The 16640-nt window shown below is 40.5% G+C and carries 19 protein-coding genes; 13 read left to right on the plus strand and 6 right to left on the minus strand.

From position 1 onward, the window contains the following. Positions 1-52: 52 nt before the first annotated feature. A complete protein-coding gene (locus B2R65_RS02635; protein ID WP_286740805.1) occupies positions 53-1558 on the minus strand; it encodes a capsule assembly Wzi family protein in 1506 nt (501 codons plus the stop codon). A 211-nt stretch (positions 1559-1769) separates the two neighbouring features. On the opposite strand from B2R65_RS02635, the gene B2R65_RS02640 reads away from it, so the two are divergent. After that, a complete protein-coding gene (locus B2R65_RS02640; protein WP_286740808.1) occupies positions 1770-2843 on the plus strand; it encodes a glycosyltransferase family 1 protein in 1074 nt (357 codons plus the stop codon). After that, positions 2840-3922 (plus strand): glycosyltransferase, encoded by a 1083-nt coding sequence (locus tag B2R65_RS02645; RefSeq protein WP_286740810.1) that lies wholly within the window; start codon positions 2840-2842, stop codon positions 3920-3922. The genes B2R65_RS02640 and B2R65_RS02645 overlap by 4 nt, the downstream gene beginning before the upstream one ends. Here the strand turns inward: B2R65_RS02645 and B2R65_RS02650 are convergent. Continuing rightward, positions 3905-4633: a 3-deoxy-D-manno-octulosonic acid kinase gene (locus tag B2R65_RS02650; RefSeq protein ID WP_286740811.1), complete on the minus strand. Its 729-nt coding sequence runs from the start codon at positions 4631-4633 to the stop codon at positions 3905-3907. The genes B2R65_RS02645 and B2R65_RS02650 overlap by 18 nt on opposite strands. A gap of 124 nt (positions 4634-4757) precedes the next feature. On the opposite strand from B2R65_RS02650, the gene B2R65_RS02655 reads away from it, so the two are divergent. The 6 genes from B2R65_RS02655 to glpG all read left to right on the plus strand — a co-directional run bounded on the left by B2R65_RS02655 (position 4758) and on the right by glpG (position 10019). Then, positions 4758-5819: a glycosyltransferase family 9 protein gene (locus tag B2R65_RS02655; protein ID WP_286740813.1), complete on the plus strand. Its 1062-nt coding sequence runs from the start codon at positions 4758-4760 to the stop codon at positions 5817-5819. Continuing rightward, entirely contained in the window at positions 5816-6379 is a 564-nt protein-coding gene (gene gmhB / locus B2R65_RS02660; protein WP_248531230.1) for a D-glycero-beta-D-manno-heptose 1,7-bisphosphate 7-phosphatase, read from the plus strand. The genes B2R65_RS02655 and gmhB overlap by 4 nt, the downstream gene beginning before the upstream one ends. A gap of 168 nt (positions 6380-6547) precedes the next feature. After that, the gene (locus B2R65_RS02665) at positions 6548-7744 is read left to right on the plus strand and encodes a glycine C-acetyltransferase (RefSeq protein ID WP_286740815.1); all 1197 of its coding nucleotides are present in this window, start codon (positions 6548-6550) and stop codon (positions 7742-7744) included. A gap of 49 nt (positions 7745-7793) precedes the next feature. Continuing rightward, positions 7794-8819, plus strand: a complete 1026-nt coding sequence (gene tdh / locus B2R65_RS02670) for an L-threonine 3-dehydrogenase (RefSeq protein WP_004588559.1) — start codon at positions 7794-7796, stop codon at positions 8817-8819. 64 nt (positions 8820-8883) lie between these two features. Continuing rightward, the gene (gene glpE / locus B2R65_RS02675) at positions 8884-9201 is read left to right on the plus strand and encodes a thiosulfate sulfurtransferase GlpE (RefSeq protein ID WP_004588558.1); all 318 of its coding nucleotides are present in this window, start codon (positions 8884-8886) and stop codon (positions 9199-9201) included. Continuing rightward, positions 9198-10019 (plus strand): rhomboid family intramembrane serine protease GlpG, encoded by an 822-nt coding sequence (gene glpG, locus B2R65_RS02680; protein ID WP_096740041.1) that lies wholly within the window; start codon positions 9198-9200, stop codon positions 10017-10019. Before glpE ends, glpG begins: the two co-directional genes overlap by 4 nt. 2 nt (positions 10020-10021) lie before the next feature. Here glpG and B2R65_RS02685 read toward each other — a convergent pair whose 3' ends face one another. Then, on the minus strand, positions 10022-10420 hold the full coding sequence (locus B2R65_RS02685) for a flagellar basal body-associated protein FliL (RefSeq protein WP_024034357.1): 399 nt from the start codon (positions 10418-10420) through the stop codon (positions 10022-10024). Positions 10421-10574: 154 nt separating this feature from the next. Here B2R65_RS02685 and B2R65_RS02690 point away from each other — a divergent pair, with 154 nt between their 5' ends. Together B2R65_RS02690 and ubiA are read left to right on the plus strand one after the other, a co-directional pair. Beyond that, positions 10575-11114, plus strand: a complete 540-nt coding sequence (locus tag B2R65_RS02690; RefSeq protein ID WP_286740823.1) for a chorismate--pyruvate lyase family protein — start codon at positions 10575-10577, stop codon at positions 11112-11114. Further along, complete coding sequence (gene ubiA / locus B2R65_RS02695) at positions 11111-11989, plus strand: 4-hydroxybenzoate octaprenyltransferase (protein ID WP_286740825.1); 879 nt, start codon at positions 11111-11113, stop codon at positions 11987-11989. The genes B2R65_RS02690 and ubiA overlap by 4 nt, the downstream gene beginning before the upstream one ends. Positions 11990-12052: 63 nt before the next feature. On the opposite strand, the gene B2R65_RS02700 is transcribed toward ubiA, so the two are convergent. The 3 genes from B2R65_RS02700 to B2R65_RS02710 all read right to left on the minus strand — a co-directional run bounded on the left by B2R65_RS02700 (position 12053) and on the right by B2R65_RS02710 (position 14687). After that, positions 12053-12673: a 2OG-Fe(II) oxygenase gene (locus tag B2R65_RS02700; RefSeq protein WP_286740828.1), complete on the minus strand. Its 621-nt coding sequence runs from the start codon at positions 12671-12673 to the stop codon at positions 12053-12055. Between the two features lie 245 nt (positions 12674-12918). Continuing rightward, the gene (locus B2R65_RS02705; RefSeq protein ID WP_286740830.1) at positions 12919-13803 is read right to left on the minus strand and encodes a LysR family transcriptional regulator; all 885 of its coding nucleotides are present in this window, start codon (positions 13801-13803) and stop codon (positions 12919-12921) included. A 446-nt stretch (positions 13804-14249) separates the two neighbouring features. Further along, complete coding sequence (locus B2R65_RS02710) at positions 14250-14687, minus strand: DUF2721 domain-containing protein (RefSeq protein WP_286740833.1); 438 nt, start codon at positions 14685-14687, stop codon at positions 14250-14252. Between the two features lie 83 nt (positions 14688-14770). Here B2R65_RS02710 and B2R65_RS02715 point away from each other — a divergent pair, with 83 nt between their 5' ends. The 3 genes from B2R65_RS02715 to tsaD all read left to right on the plus strand — a co-directional run. Further along, on the plus strand, positions 14771-15130 hold the full coding sequence (locus B2R65_RS02715) for a putative signal transducing protein (RefSeq protein ID WP_024034351.1): 360 nt from the start codon (positions 14771-14773) through the stop codon (positions 15128-15130). Further along, positions 15114-15704 (plus strand): YjaG family protein, encoded by a 591-nt coding sequence (locus B2R65_RS02720; RefSeq protein ID WP_004588549.1) that lies wholly within the window; start codon positions 15114-15116, stop codon positions 15702-15704. The genes B2R65_RS02715 and B2R65_RS02720 overlap by 17 nt, the downstream gene beginning before the upstream one ends. A 172-nt stretch (positions 15705-15876) precedes the next feature. Continuing rightward, positions 15877-16640 (plus strand): tRNA (adenosine(37)-N6)-threonylcarbamoyltransferase complex transferase subunit TsaD (tsaD, locus tag B2R65_RS02725; RefSeq protein ID WP_286740838.1); only part of this gene is annotated, 764 nt, incomplete at its 3' end.

Consider the following 16640-nt stretch of genomic DNA (forward strand, 5'->3'; position numbering starts at 1 on the left):
CTTTTTTTGTTATAAATAGCTGGCTTTAAAATGCTATTTTTAAATATACGGTTTAAAAATTATATTCGTACTTAGCAAACGCTGATGTGTCGTTTTCTGCGCCATCGTTGTTTGATGCAAAAGCGCCGAGCGTTAAGCGCCCACCCATAGCCAGCTGCCTGTAGCGCAGCTCAACTTGTTTTGAGTTATAACCGGTTTTGGTAATTGTATTACCTAAATCGGGGTTACTAGGGTAACGGTCGCGATTATCGCTGTTGTAATCCACACTACTTAGTTTTACTTGCCAGTCATCGCCATTTGAAAGCTGACCTAAAAAAGTTAATACCACTGACTGCGCATCGTTATCAAAGGTTGAGCCAATAGTGCGGCCGTGGTAACGATAGCCCGATTTATAATCGGAGTGTTCGTAGTAGCAGTTTTCATTGGTTGATTCGGCCGAGCACGATACACCTGTGTCTATGTATTCAACGTTAACGAGCACATTTTGATTGTAAATGCGCTGCGTAGTTTGTACGCCAAATAAGTACGCTCTGTCGGCTGGTTTGAATTGCGAGCTGGCATCTTCGCCAATTGTACTTGCGTAGATTGCATAGGGGTGACTAAATAAAGTGTCAGACCAACGCACATCTATGCCAGCAAGCTGATTACCAATTTTAGACTCCAGTGAGCTATCACAACTTTCATTGCCATCAATACAATTAGTTTGCCCAGTAATAACATCAATAAAATCACCTGCTGAGCTTGGTTGGCCTTCACCGGCCCACTGCGCAGACCAACTTAAAGCAATTTCAAGCTGTTGCATCGGGCGAAAGTTAACACGGCTACTCCAAAGCAGCGCATCAGGAATAACACGGGTCGATTCTAACTTTGCCATTTGCGCGGTAAAGCTCCATTGCCCAAGCCAACTTAACCAAGGCGTTTCAAACGCTGTGCTTTGTTCACGGGTTACACTTAGTGCCGGCAGTGGCTTTGCATTACCCGACATAATTAAACTGTTATCAACACCTGGGCCCCAAAACTGCTCCACGGCACCGGCTCTAAAAATCCAATTGCCCAAGCGGTAGGCTAAGTAGCTATCGTCAAATGAGGTATCGTTACAATCTTCAAGTGCTTGTTCGTTAGTGGCTATATCATCGGTTGTTTTGCCATCAACTAAGCATTGTTTACCATCGTTACGGTAATTAATGGCTACCTTCGCCGCAAAGTTATCGCCAAGGTAGGCGTAGGCCGCAGAAAGCTCAGATTCTTGTGTGTTGGTTGTCCCAAAGCTGGTGGCTATAATTGGGTCTGACGCGGCAAACGCTGAGAGTTGTACACTGTGCGAGCTACTGTTTTCTGACTTATAGCGATGTTTTACACGAAGCAGTGCATCTTGCAGGCTGGGAGATAAAAGTTCAAGCTTGCTCGATTCTAGCTCGCCAATAAAGCTTTTCCACATTAGCGGATAGGTGGTTACAGGCGCTAAAATAACACCGGCATCGGCCAGTTGTTGAATGTCGGCACGTAGACCGTAATCGTCTGGCTTTACCCAGGGCTCTGCTGTTACTGATGCGCTCATAGCGCAAAAAAGAGAAGAAAGTAGAAAGATTCTGTTTCGCAAAGTTCAGATCCTTGTGATTAAGATTGCGGCTAAGTTTACCAATCTAACATGGCTATTGCAGTAAATAATCTATTTTATGGCGTTAAATTTGTGTATAAAAATGTAACCTAGCTATCGTAAAAACAATGGGGTTGATATACTGCTGCGCAAATAGGAAATAGAGAATGCAATGAGCAACAAACGACTTTTATTTATACCCGTATCATCGCCACAAGGAATAGGTGAATACATGCGCTCGTTGTTGCTAGCCCAAAGCCTTGAAAGTGAATGTCTAGGTTCACTTACCATCCACTTTGTTTTAAATAAACACACGAACTACGCTAAAAGCTGCCCATATGATACCACCTTGCTTGAGCGCTCTGCGACTAAAGAGCGCGATAAAGTGTGTGAAGTTATAGCCGATTTTAAACCTGACATTGTAATATTTGATTGTGCAGGGCGCGCTGCTCACATGAAAGCTGCAAAAAAAGTGGGTGCCAAAGTGGTGTTTATTTCTCAGCATGCGAAAAAGCGAGCGAAGGGCTTAAAACTTAACCGTATCAACTTAATTGATAGCCATTGGGTGGTACAGCCTGATTACTGCATTGAACCGCTGAGCTGGGCTGAAAAAGCTAAAATAGATATGTTTTCTTTGGCTATGCCTAAAAACGTGGGCCCTTACATAGCATTTTCATCAGCGAACGATACCAAACAGGTGTTGAAAAAATATCAGCTTGATGAACAAGGCTACTTTATTGTGAGTGCAGGCTCTGGCGGTCATGTACTAGATAATCAAAACTGTGCAGATGTATTTTTTGCCGCCGCAGAGCAAATTTCATTGCAAACAGGGTTAAAGGCGGTGGTGGTATTTGGCCCTAATTATGATAAAGCGTTGCCAGCATCAAATACGGTTATAAATTTGGATACGTTAGAAAATAGTGAGTTTTTGTCGCTTATGGAGCAAGCTAAATTTGCGTTGTTAAGTGCTGGCGACACCCTATTGCAGGCGATTGCTGTTAAAACGCCTGCTGTGGCATGCGCTATATCAAAAGATCAAACACAGCGCCTAGCAAGTTGCGCCACAACTGGCGTGGTAATTAAAGCAAACTTTGAGATTGAAGACATAGTAAATAAAGTCAGTGCTTTACTAATAGAGCCGCATTTTAACCAGCTACTAGAAAAATATTCTTTGCTTGAAAGCGCCCATAGCTATGAAGAAATAACGCAAGGGGTTAAAAGCATGCTGATGGTTGCCCATAGATGAATATAGTGATTGTAATAGACTCGTTAGCGGGTGGCGGCGCCGAAAAAGTGATGCTAACCCTTGCTCAGCAGCTAGTAAAAACGCATAGCGTTACTATTTTATCGTTGGCTAATAAATATGAATACACGATCCCTGCGAATATAAAGGTTGAAAGTCTATTCAGTGATAAAGCCACTAAAGTGGATCGTTTTTGGAAAATAAACAAAAGTGTAGCAAAGCTAGAGGCGTGGTTTAATAACAAACAAAAACAAATTGGCCCCATAGATTTAGTGCTTAGCAATTTAGATAGAAGCAATAACCTATTGGCTAAAAGCCAGATTAAAAATGTTCACTTTGTTATGCATAACTCTGTTAATGCAGAGCTAGCGAGGCAAAAAAAGTTAGGCCCGTTTTCTTATTACTATCTTAAAAAGTCAAAGCAAAACTTAAACGGAAAATCCTTGGTGTGCGTGTCTAAAGGGGTAGAGCAAGAAATTACCCAAGGGCGTTTAATTAGCCCAAGCGCCATCACAACTATTTATAATCCCTTTAATTTAGCAGATATAAAGCGCCTCTCAAATGAAGTTAATACGCAAATTCCACAATCACCGTATGTTATTCATGTAGGGCGGTTAGCTAAACAAAAGCGCCACGATATTTTATTTGCGGCATTTGCAAAGCTTGATAAAAAATACAAATTAGTCCTTTTATGCAATAAGCCTAGCAAAGCATTTAAGCTTGCAAAAACGTATGGTATTGAGGGACAACTTATAGTGCCAGGGTTTGAGCAAAATCCGTATAACTGGATTAAGCAGGCTGAGGCATTAGTATTAAGCTCTGATTTTGAAGGGCTCCCTACAGTGTTAATTGAAGCATTAGCTGTTGGCACGCCTGTAGTAAGTACTAACTGTACGTTTGGACCGAGCGAAATTTTAACAAACGACTTGGCTAAATATTTAGCGCCTGTAGGGCATAGCGATGAGCTAGCGGCTAAAATTGAGCTGGTTTTAAACACTAAGCCTAATGTAGATAATGCCGACATTTTACAAAAGGTAACGGCCGAACAGGTTGCTAAGCAATACCTAGCTTTGAGTGGTTAAGTGCTCTTTATAAATAGCCAATAAGGTTTGCCAGTCATTGCTTTGCCAATAAAAAGCGTTGTTACGTCCTTGCTCTTTTAAAAATGAGCGCTCTAAACGTGCCATATTACTTTGTTGCCATAGCTTATTTAATGGTTTTATTTCGCCGCGATCAAAGTCGATAATATAAACCTCGCCCGTTTCATTAAATAAAATATTATTTATATTCAAATCAGCGTGGTACACACCTTTTGAGTGAAATAGCGCAACAGTATTGGCAATGCGCTTGAGCTCATCTTCTGTTAGTGGGCGTTCAATTAAAATATCGAGCAGGCTTTTAGCCCCTTTTACAGCCTCTGTAATTATATCGCCACGATAAATTAAGCCTGTGGTTGTTACCTTAGCGGCAATGGGTTTTGGCACATTTAAGCCAAGCTCAATAAGCCTTATCATTAAGCTGAACTCTTTATACACACGGGTGTTTTTAAGTCCAGGGTAGAGGTACTGATCGCTTAACAACTTGCCAACTAAACCGCCACGCCAATAGTGCCTAAGTACAGCGGTTAAACTATCGTGTTTAAAAAACCAGGCTGTGGCGCGGCCTTTTTTAGCACCGACTATTTTATTTTGCTGTTGCCAATAATCTGCATCAAACCAGTTTAAATCAACCTCGTTAAAATAATCTGGGTGGCTTAAAATAGTGTGCTTACCTTGCGTTAGTGTTTTAAACATAGCTCGTTAAAATAATTCAATAATGCGTGTATATTAACGTGTTTTATAGCGCAGCATAAGTGCTTGCATTAGTGCGAGTATAATTTAAGATCGCAGTCTATTATTCAAAGCCAAAGTGGAACGCGTGACTCAAGTGCCTAATTACTCCTCAATTTGTATTTTAAGACTCTCTGCCATTGGTGATGTGTGTCATGCCGTTAGTGCTGTACAAGCCATTCAAAAAGCACACCCCAATGCAAAAATAACGTGGGTAATGGGTAAAATAGAAGCCATGTTACTTGCCGATTTACCTGGGGTTGAGCTGGTGGTTTTTGATAAAAAACAAGGTAAGGATGCACTTAAAAAGTTAGCACATTCTTTTAAAGGGCAGCAGTTTGATGTGCTACTTAATATGCAAGTCGCATTAAGAGCTGGCTTTGTTGCACGTTGTATTCCGGCTAAAGTAAAAATAGGCTTTGATTGGGCACGTTCAAAAGAATTACATAGCTTGTTTATAAATAAACGAATAGCCCCACAAAAAGAAGCGCATGTGCTAGAGGGATTTAAAGGCTTTGCGGGTGCCATTGGAGTTAAAGACTATTCACCTACCTGGGATATGCCTTATACCTTAGCGGATGAGAACAAAGCAGATGAGCTATTAGGGCCTGCATATTTGGCAAATAAGTTATTGGTAATATCTCCTGCGGCCAGTAAAGCACAGCGAAACTGGTTGCCTGAGCGCTATGCTGCCCTTGCTGATTACGCGCATGAGCAAGGTTTTAACGTGGTACTAACGGGCGGCCCAACTGAGCTTGAGATTAATTTAGCTAATCAAATTATAAAACACAGTCACTGCACTATTTTAAACTTAGTCGGTAAAACAAAACTTAAAGAACTGTTATGTGTGGTTAAGCGCGCTGATTTAGTATTAGCCCCCGATACCGGCCCTGCGCATATGGCGGTAACGGTAGGTACGCCGGTTATTGGTTTATATGCGCATTCTAATCCTGCACGTACAGGCCCTTATTTATATCAAGACTACGTAGTTGAGGTGTATCATCAAAACCTGCTAAAGCAAACGGGTAAAACAGCTCAACAATTGCCTTGGGGTACGCGCGTTAAGGGAGATGACCTTATGAGCCAAATAAGCGTAGAAAGTGTTAAAACTATGTTTGATCATGTGGTACAAAAAGAGTCTATAAAATGAGTGTAACAGAAAAAAACAAAGCGCTTTTTTTAGACCGAGATGGCGTGGTAAATATTGATCATGGCTATGTGTATCAAAGTGAAAAATTTGAATTTATAGACGGTGTGTTTAGTACCTGTAAAGCATTTTATGATGTAGGTTATAAAATTATCATAGTGACTAATCAATCAGGAATAGGGCGAGGTTACTACACTGAAGATGACTTTTTAGCTTTAACTCAGTGGATGAAAACACAATTTAGTAAGCACAATATTAAAATTACAGATGTGTATTTTTGCCCGCACCATCCCAAAAAAGCGATGGCGCAATATTTAAAACAGTGCCAGTGCAGAAAGCCAGCTCCAGGTATGTTGTTACAAGCTATGCAAGAGCATAATATTGACCCTTCGAGCAGTGTTATGGTGGGTGATAAGCTTAGCGATATTCAAGCGGCACAAAAAGCGGCTATTAGCACGCGAGTGCTAGTTCGCTCTGGCCAACAATTTGACGAAAACGCTAAACAATACGCCGATTTAGTGATTGACTCTATTAACGATTTACCAGCACACTACTTGGTATAAAGTGCGTTTATATTATCGCAACTAAAGTGTTAAGTATTGCTACCATTACCTGTATTAGCGACGAGCTGCAAACAGTGCATTTTACTTGTTAAACTTTTACAATACACCCCAACATAAACAGTGGCTTTAATGTTGTTGTTTACCCGTTCATTTAATTGGAGACTACAGATGAGAGCATCTGCTTTTTTTAGCCAACTACAAGAGCAAATTGAAGACGTTAAAGCGCAAGGTTTGTATAAAAGTGAGCGTATTATTACCTCGCAGCAACAAGCTCAAATAGAAGTTGCATCTGGCGATAAAGTTATTAATTTTTGTGCTAACAATTACTTAGGCTTAGCAAATAGCCCTGAGCTAATTAAAGCAGCGCAAGGTGGTTTAGATGACCATGGCTTTGGTGTTGCTTCAGTGCGTTTTATTTGTGGCACGCAAGATATTCATAAAACACTAGAGCAAAAAATTAGCGCGTTTTTAGAAACCGAAGATACAATTTTATACTCGTCTTGTTTTGATGCTAACACGGGCCTATTTGAAACTATTTTAGGCGCTGAAGATGCTATTATTTCTGATTCTCTAAATCACGCATCAATTATTGATGGCGTACGCTTATGTAAAGCTAAGCGTTTTCGTTATGCTAATAACGATATGGAGGATCTTGAAAAGCAACTTATTGCAGCTGATGAAGCGGGCGCTAAAACAAAATTAATTGCCACCGATGGCGTGTTTTCTATGGATGGCGTAATTTGTAACCTTGAAGCTGTGTGTGACCTTGCTGATAAGTATGATGCATTAGTGATGGTTGATGACTCACATGCGGTAGGCTTTGTTGGCGAAAACGGTAAAGGCACGCCTGAGTACTGTAATGTGCTTGACCGTGTAGACATTATTACCGGTACGCTAGGTAAAGCGCTGGGCGGTGCATCAGGCGGTTATACATCAGGTAAAAAAGAAATTGTTGAATGGCTACGTCAGCGTTCGCGCCCTTACTTATTCTCAAATTCATTAGCGCCTTCAATTGTAACTGCGTCAATTAAAGTACTCGAAATGCTTGAAAATGGTGGCGAGTTACGCGCTAAACTTTGGTCAAATGCTAAATATTTCCGTGAGCAAATGGAAGCCGCTGGCTTTACGTGTGCGGGTAAAGAGCATGCCATTATTCCTGTAATGCTTGGCGATGCTAAAGTTGCTTCATTAATGGCAGACAAACTACTCGCTGAAGGCATTTATGTAACCGGCTTTTCGTTCCCTGTTGTGCCAAAAGGCCAAGCGCGTATTCGTACACAAATTTCTGCTGCGCACAGTATTGAACAACTAGACACCGCAATTGCTGCCTTTACCCGTATTGGTAAAGAAATGGGCGTTATTTAATTTTTTATAAACCGAAGTATTGCTTCGGTTTTTTAGTTGAGTGTTAACTATGAAAGCTTTATCAAAATTAAAAGCCGAAACCGGCATCTGGATGACCGACGTACCCAAGCCTGAAGTAGGGCATAACGATCTACTCATTAAAATTCGTAAAACCGCGATTTGTGGCACCGACGTTCATATTTATAAATGGGATGAGTGGTCACAAAAAACCATTCCGACCCCTATGGTTGTAGGCCATGAGTACGTGGGTGAAGTGGTTGATATGGGCCAAGAAGTACGTGGCTTTGCAGTTGGTGACCGCGTATCTGGCGAGGGACATATTACGTGTGGGCATTGTCGTAACTGTCGTGCTGGTCGTGTGCATTTGTGCCGAAATACAACCGGTGTGGGCGTTAACCGCGAAGGCGCATTTGCTGAATATTTAGTTATTCCGGCCTTTAATGCGTTTAAAATTCCTGACAATATTTCTGACGAGCTTGCGTCTATTTTTGACCCGTTTGGTAATGCTGTGCACACCGCTTTATCGTTTGATTTAGTGGGCGAAGATGTGCTTATTACAGGGGCTGGGCCAATTGGTATTATGGCGGCGGCCGTTGCTAAGCATGTGGGTGCTCGCCATGTTGTGATTACCGATGTTAACGAATACCGTTTAGAGCTTGCACGTAAAATGGGCGCTACACGTGCCGTAAACGTTGCGAATGATAAGCTTGAAGATGTAATGAATGAGCTAGGTATGACTGAAGGTTTTGATATTGGCCTTGAAATGTCAGGTGTGCCAAGCGCCTTTAATTCTATGTTAAATAACATGAACCATGGTGGCAAAATTGCCATGCTGGGTATTCCGCCATCAGATATGGCCGTAGATTGGAATAAAGTTATATTTAAAGGCTTAGTGATCAAAGGTATATATGGTCGCGAGATGTTCGAAACGTGGTACAAAATGGCAAGCTTGATTCAATCAGGCCTTAATTTAGACCCTATTATTACGCATCAATATTCGGTAGATGACTTCCAAGCTGGCTTTGATATGATGATTTCAGGTCAATCTGGTAAAGTAATTTTAAACTGGGAATAGTTTAAAGTTTGCATACAGAGGCGGCTTAAGCCGCCTTTTTATTATATTTTTAAAAGAGATTTCAATGGCATTTAAACATATATCTATAGCACAAACGCACGAACTGCTTGATAAAGAAGATGTAGTGATTGCAGATATACGCGATCCTAACTCGTACCAAGCAGGGCATATTCCTGGCTCTGAAGCGCTTTCAAATGCCAATATAGCTCAGTTTATGATGGAAAAAGAGTTCGATCAGCCCATTATTATTGTTTGCTACCACGGCATGAGCTCACAAGGGGCGGCTAGTTATTTAGTAGAGCAGGGCTTTGAAGATGTATATAGCATGGATGGTGGCTTTACGGCTTGGGAAGCGGCTTACAGCGAGAAAGTGGAACGATGATTGAGCTAGGTAGTTTAAATAATCCTCGTGCCGCACAGGGCTTTATAGATTATTTAAAAAGCCAAGGCTTTGAAGGGCAACTGCGCAGTGCTGATGGCAGTAATGTTATTATTTGTGTTGCGGGCGAGCACTTTCATCAAGTGCAACCTTTGTGGGCTGAATTCGTACAAAACCCCAATCATGAGCGTTATCAACAAGCCTCTTGGGATGTGGGCAGTACACAATCTGGCTTAACGTATCAAGGACAGTCGCTTAATTTAGTGGCGCGCTTTAAAGCACTAAGCTGGCTAAATAAAACCGTAAGTATTGTAAGCGTTGCTATTTACTTTGCATTTTTATTGGGTGGCTTTGAGCAAATTTATACTGCTTTGCAGTTTAGCCCGAGCCAACCACTGAACTGGTTAACGCCAGCACTTGTTCATTTTAGCGCAATGCACATTGTATTTAACCTAATTTGGTGGATGTCGTTAGGTGATAATATTGAAAAGCAATGCGGCAAGCTGAGCTTAGTTGGGCTATTTGTGGTTACTGCACTTATTAGTAACTGGGCTCAGTTTTTAATTGTGGGGCCTAACTTTGGCGGCTTAAGTGGCGTTGTGTATGGTTTATTGGGTTTTTGTTGGATCCACAGCTATTTAAATCCTAAGCAGCCAGCGCTAGTAAGCACTGCCATTATTGGCTTTATGTTAATTTGGCTGGTACTCGGTTTTGCTGATGTGTTGTTTGTTGGTATGGCTAATTGGGCGCATTTAGGTGGGCTTTTAAGCGGCATGGCTTATGCCGTAACCGCTAATTTATTTAATGCTAAAAAAGCGTAAGCTTAGTGGTATAAATACTTAGTAAATAATACTTCACGAATAATCTCTTGGCCTGTTTCTTCTTTTAACAGGCTTTTTAATTTTTCGGCACACTTTGCTCTAATTTCTTCACGCCCAGTAAGCGACTTTATTTTTTCTTCAGGTTCTTTAGATAGTATTTCTACTAACGCATCGCGTAAAAGCGGGGTATGGTGCTCTACAATAGCAATATCTGCATTATTGCTAAGCATTAAATCTATAGTCACGCGTACATAGCCCATTTTTTTACTTGAGGCGCCTATGTAATTGGTAATAATGTCTGGCTCAAAACCAAAATAGCCCACTGTCGATTCCGCTTTTGCCGAAAAGCTAAAACAGTTTAGGATCAGTGCTAAAAAACCTGCGTATACTATTTTTTTCATCTTTAGTGTGTTTCCATTTTCTTAATACAAATAGTTTATACTTAATAGCGCCTAATAAACAGCTCCTGCAATTATTTATCGGCAGTAAAACATCACTTTTTCAAATGCTTTGGCAATGTTATCATCGTCTCGGTTTTAATTTTATTGAGCTATTGTGATTACATTTCCGCTTTCTATATCTGCCAATTGGCAATGTGCTTCTTTGGTAAATAACTTATCTGCGTTAGAGCAAGAGTGGCTATTTGAGCCACATTCATTAACCGCTAAATTAAAAAGTAATGCACAAAGTTTTAGTGTAAAAGTGCTTAATGAGCAAACTTTTACCCTAAGCGATGCACAGCAACAACTACTAGGCTCAAATACAAATAAAGCACTTAATCGTGAGGTGCTTTTATTGTGTGACAATACACCCATGGTGTATGCCCAAAGTTGGCTGCCCAGTACACAAACCCAAACAACACTGCATAATATGGGCGCGCGCCCTTTAGGTGATGTTATTTTTCAGCACTCTGAACTTACCCGAAGTAATATAGAGGTAGGGCGCTTTGACTCAGAACATGCGCTGCAGTCACTTGTTAAAGAGTTGAATTTAACTACGCACCCTTTATTAGGTCGTCGTAGTGTGTTTTCTATTAATGATTATCACTTTTTAGTGTGCGAAGTATTTTTACCCGGAGCCTATTTGTACTCATGAAATTAGCCCCTTTGCAATTACAGCATAGCCCTTTTTATATTCAGCTCATGCGCATTGACAAACCTATCGGTACATTACTATTACTGTGGCCTACTTATTGGGCTTTATGGCTTGCAAACGGTGGTATGCCAAGCTTAGTTAACTTTATTGTATTTACCTTAGGCGTAATTGTTATGCGCAGTGCTGGCTGCGTTATTAACGATTTTGCAGATAGAAAAATAGACGGCTCAGTTAAGCGTACAGCAGGGCGGCCTTTGGCCACCGGACAAGTAAGTGCTGGTGAAGCACTGAGTTTATTTATATTACTGATAGCCATTGCTTTTGTATTGGTATTACTACTTAGCATCAACACTATTTTATTGTCATTTGGGGCGTTGGCACTGGCATTTTGCTACCCGTTTATGAAACGCTATACACATCTTCCGCAGGTAGTCTTAGGCGCTGCATTTGGTTGGGCGATACCTATGGCATATATGGCATCAATAGACTCATTACCGCTGCAGGCGTGGCTGTTATTTGTTGCAAATATTTGTTGGACGGTAGCGTACGACACTATGTATGCCATGGTCGACAGAGATGACGATTTAAAAATAGGGGTTAAATCTACTGCTATTTTATTTGGTAAATACGACCGTCATATTATATTTTTATTAAACGCTAATTTTATAGCGTTGTTGGCGCTTATTGGCTTAATTAACCAGCTAGGCTTGGCGTTTGTTGCAGGTTTATGTACTGCCGCTGGGTTACTTATTTATCAGCAAGTGCTTATTCATAAACGTGCGCGTGATGCATGTTTTAAAGCGTTTTTAAATAATCACTATGTGGGGTTAGCTATTTTTGTTGGCTTGTTCTTGTCATTTGTATTTGCGCGTTAATTTCATCTCAGCGCTATTAATTTAACCTCAGCATAGCCACTAGTTGTTGTGGCTATGTTGGTTTTATCGTGGCGGGTCAATTACTCCACTTATTGAGGCGTTCTTTCTAAACCAGCCAGCAATAGAGTAGCGCTCATTAATGGCAGGTAATACCTCGTGTGCAAAGCGCTCGCTTTCAAACATAACGAGTGTCCCCGCGGTGGGTTTGATTATTATCTCTACTTGCTTACTTTTTGGCTTGTAAATAACAAGCTCGCCGCCTTGCTCGGGCGTATTTAAATAAAGGATTGTTGTAAATACGCGGTTAGATCGCCCTTTAAATGCATCAAAATGCTTTTTATAAAAGTCGCCTTGGGTGTATTTAGCGTAGTGGCACTCATAATCAAATAAGCCCAAAAAAAACTGCCGATTAAGTGTGATTTTTATACTTTCCATTGTTGCTTGATAAGTTAGCTGTGCTTGTGAGCTGCCATCAAACCAATAGGTTTTATCTTTACGAATGGTTTTATTTATTTGTAAGTCATTTAAACGGCCAATACCTGCAGCGCTAAAATGTGGGTTAATACGGTGGCAATCGGTGATTAAACTCTCTACTAGCTCGCTAATAAGTGCGTTAGGTATAACAACATAACCATGGGTTTCTATTGCATCTAAATAAACATCAGAACTAAAAAGTGTGTTCATTTATGTCTGTTGATTAAAAAAGGTGCGACAGTGTAGCCTAAAAAAATTTAATAGCTAGTGGTTTGTGCGCCGCTACTTAAGCAAATAAAAACCTAACGCGTAAGCATAAAAACTAAAAGGGCTTTTTAGGTTAAGCAGCTGTGCTGCAGGTTTTGGTAACAAGAAGAGTAAATCAGTAAGGGCTATCTAAATTGGTTGCCCTTAAAAGGTTTAAGGGCAATGCGGTATGCTATTTTTATCTTGGCTTAAGTAATAGTCATAGATGCTTTTTTGATAAGAGATAATAAATGGTCAATGTGTTCGCTAACTGCTGCTTGTTGGCTTGTTTGTATAACAAGTTGTTCGTGACTTAAGTCTTTATTTGTTTTTAGCTGTACAAGCTCTGTGTGCTCTGCAAGAGTGCTCGCGTGTTCAATACTTGCAATAGCAAAGTGATCTGATTTAACCAGCCCTGACATTACTTGCTCAATGCTGCCTACCTTAATGCTAGCCGATTTGTTGAGCATATCGATGGCTTCGTTAAGCATGCTTTGTACTTGTTTAGACTGAGAAAAACAGCCGTACATAGGGTAGCTATCTAAATCGTGTTTGCTGATATCGCTTTTATTTGCTAACGGATGATGTTTAGAAACAAACAATACCAGTTGGTCTGGCAGGTGTATGTCGCTGCCGATGCTGTTAATTGCCTGCGAATAAACACTGATATCAATCTCGCCCTCTTGCAGTTTGCGTGCAAGTTCGTGCTGCTCTTGCAATTGCATTTCTATTTTAACATGGGGGTATTGTGCTAAAAATTGCCCGCATGAGATAGGTACTACACTGCTGGCTTTGTTGGTATAGCCAATGACTAACTTTTCGTCAGTATTGCCGTTAACCGATTGAGAAATTCGTTTTTTTGTATGCTCAAGTTCGGCAAGGGTGTTTTTGGCGTAATCAAGAAATAGCTCGCCTTCGGGTGTTAACTTTACTGAACGTGTTGAGCGTTTCACCAGTTCGTACCCCATTTCGTCTTCTAGGGTTTGAATGCTGCGCGTTAGCGCTGATGTACTAATTTGAGTTTGTTCGGCTGCTTGTCTGAAGTGGCGTAACACACCAAGCGCTACAAATTGTTCTAACTGTTCAAATCTCACTTTATAGTCCCTTTTTATAAGTAAGTCGCGTGTGCCGCGAACATCAATAATATTAGATTCGAGCTTTCAAAAAGCGAAGCCTAATATGTAACTGTGTTTGCAAATTTATGACATATTTGCCTCAGCATATCCCTCTTTTAGTATTATTTAAAGAGAAGACGCATTTAAAAGTATTACCAATTAGGCTTATTTATAGTGATTTATTACTCTATTTAAAACTAAGCTATGTTAGCAAGTAAGACTAAATACAATGACTTAGGCGCTTTGATGCTTTTAAAAGTAATACTTTAGACATAATTTAGCATTAATTAATAAAAAAGTATGCCAGAAAAAAGGCTATAGGAAAATCCTACGTAGTGATTTGTAATGAAGTGAGGCATAAACGCTTATAGTTTTAGGTTATGCCATCGCTTTATTATTGTTTAAGATTTTAGAAAAATAAGCCGCTAAGGCTTATTACTTTTGTTAGTAAAGTTTTTAGTAATGCGGTTACTTAAGGGTTTGTCTTCAATACTTTGTAGCTCTATTTCTATGGCGTCGCACGAAATATGAATTTCAAATAACGATGTTAATAACGAAAGGCTTAAGCACGCTAAGCTCACCCCAAACAAAATAATGCCTATGGTATTAAATTCTATAAATAAGGCAAACATTGATAGCGTACACAATAAAAAAGACGCCACACCATACACTTGCATGGTACGTATTAGCTTAATGCGCTTTCTTAAGTTTGTTATTTGAGCCACAACAACGGGGCGAATAGATTCACCTTCTCGAGAATTTAATTCTCGGATTAATTGCGCTAGTACTAAAAAGCGGTTTGTGTAAGCAAGCAGCAACAGTGAGATTGCTGGGAAAAGTAAACCTGGGGTAGTAAGTGTCATTGTTTTATCCTAAAAAGTTACCTGCTATACACTTTAGTAGAGTATCGTAGGATATTGTAAACACAAAATTATTGAGGTGATAATTGCAAAATATTAATACTCATAGTACTCAGCAAGCTTTTCAGTGGGTAACGCTCTACAAAGCAGATAACACATTAGAGGCAAATATAATCAAAGGGCTGTTATTAAGCGCGGGAATTGAGTGCCAAATTCAAGGTGAAATGCTTCAAGGCGCCTTAGGCGAAATCCCCTTTGAACAAACCCAAGTAAGTGTGCAGGTTTATTCGATAAAAGAGCGCCACGCGCGCGAAATATTGGTAAACTACCAACAAGTAAAACAATCCGCTCCAGATTGGGTATGCCCTAACTGTAATGAGCATAATGGATCAACATTTGATTTTTGTTGGTCATGTGAGACGTTAAGAAATGACAAAAGCGAATAACTTTCAACGTATTAGAGAGCTAAACTACTTACAAAAAGCGGTGTTAGCAAGTGCTTTAATTGAGCGTATGTTACCTAATTATGGTTTATTTAGTGAAGCCACCGGTTTTGGTGATGAAGCCTTATTACGCAGTGCGTTAAATGTTTGCTGGGAAAAAATATTACTACCAAAAAGTAAAATAGATCTCGAAAAACAAGTAGAAAAAATTGAGCCAAATGTACCTGAACTTGCCGACTTTGATATGTTTGGTACTTACCCTGCAATAGACGCTGCAACGTCGCTTTTGAGTCTAATGCACGGCTTGATGGGGCAAGACGAGCAAGAATTTATAAGCGTTAGTAAAATATCGCAAGCAACAGTGGCGCGTTTTATTGAATACCAAATGACGGTTGAAGGTGAAGTGGCTGACAATAAAGCCGTACGAGAACACCCATTAATGCAATACGAAATTGAAGTGTTGAGTGAGCTAATCGACTTTGTAGAAAATATGGGCCGAGTGACTTCAGAAAACGTTAAGGCACTTAAAAAGCAGGCCGTTGCAGATGGACAAACCAATATTGGTTTGGCGTTATAGTTGTAATTAATTAACTGTGGTTAATTGCTCTCTAGCAATTTTTAGCGTTTATTACGTTGAACTTAGTAAAAACCTTAGCTAGAGAATGATAAAATTAAATAGTTTTAAATATGTGTGTAAATTTCTTAACCACAGTGCAGGTTAAGCAGTAAATAAAGGCAGGAGAAGTAAAGTGCGAATTTTAGGCATTGAGTCATCGTGTGATGAAACCGGTATTGCAATTTACGATGATGAAAAAGGCTTATTGGCTCACCAGTTATACAGCCAAGTAAAAGTACATGCAGATTATGGCGGTGTTGTACCTGAGCTTGCATCGCGCGATCACGTTCGTAAAACCCTGCCACTTATTGACGCTGCGTTTGCTCAAGCCAGTTGTGGCCCAGAAGATTTAGATGGCATTGCATACACCGCAGGCCCTGGTTTAGTCGGGGCGTTATTAGTAGGCACCTCTATTGGCCGCTCTTTAGCCTATGGCTGGGATATTCCAGCTGTTGCCGTGCATCATATGGAAGGGCATTTACTTGCTCCTATGCTTGAAGAAAACGTGCCTGAGTTTCCCTTTATTGCTTTGCTAGTGTCGGGCGGCCATACCATGATGGTAAAAGTAGCCGGTATAGGCCAGTACGAAGTATTGGGTGAATCTGTTGATGATGCCGCAGGTGAAGCATTTGATAAAACAGCTAAACTGCTAGGGCTTGATTACCCAGGCGGCCCTCGACTAGCTAAAATGGCTGAGCAAGGTGTTGCAAAACGGTTTGTTTTTCCACGCCCTATGACGGATAAGCCAGGCCTTGATTTTAGCTTTAGTGGCTTAAAAACAGCGGCTTCTATAGCGATTCGCGAAAATGATGATGACGCACAAACCAAAGCAGATATCGCCCATGCGTTTCAAACAGCAGTGATTGATACATTGGTTATTAAGTGTAAGCGTGCTCT

This window comes from Pseudoalteromonas sp. UBA2102 (assembly GCF_002331165.1).
In the GTDB taxonomy this organism is placed as follows: Bacteria; Pseudomonadota; Gammaproteobacteria; order Enterobacterales; family Alteromonadaceae; genus Pseudoalteromonas; species Pseudoalteromonas atlantica.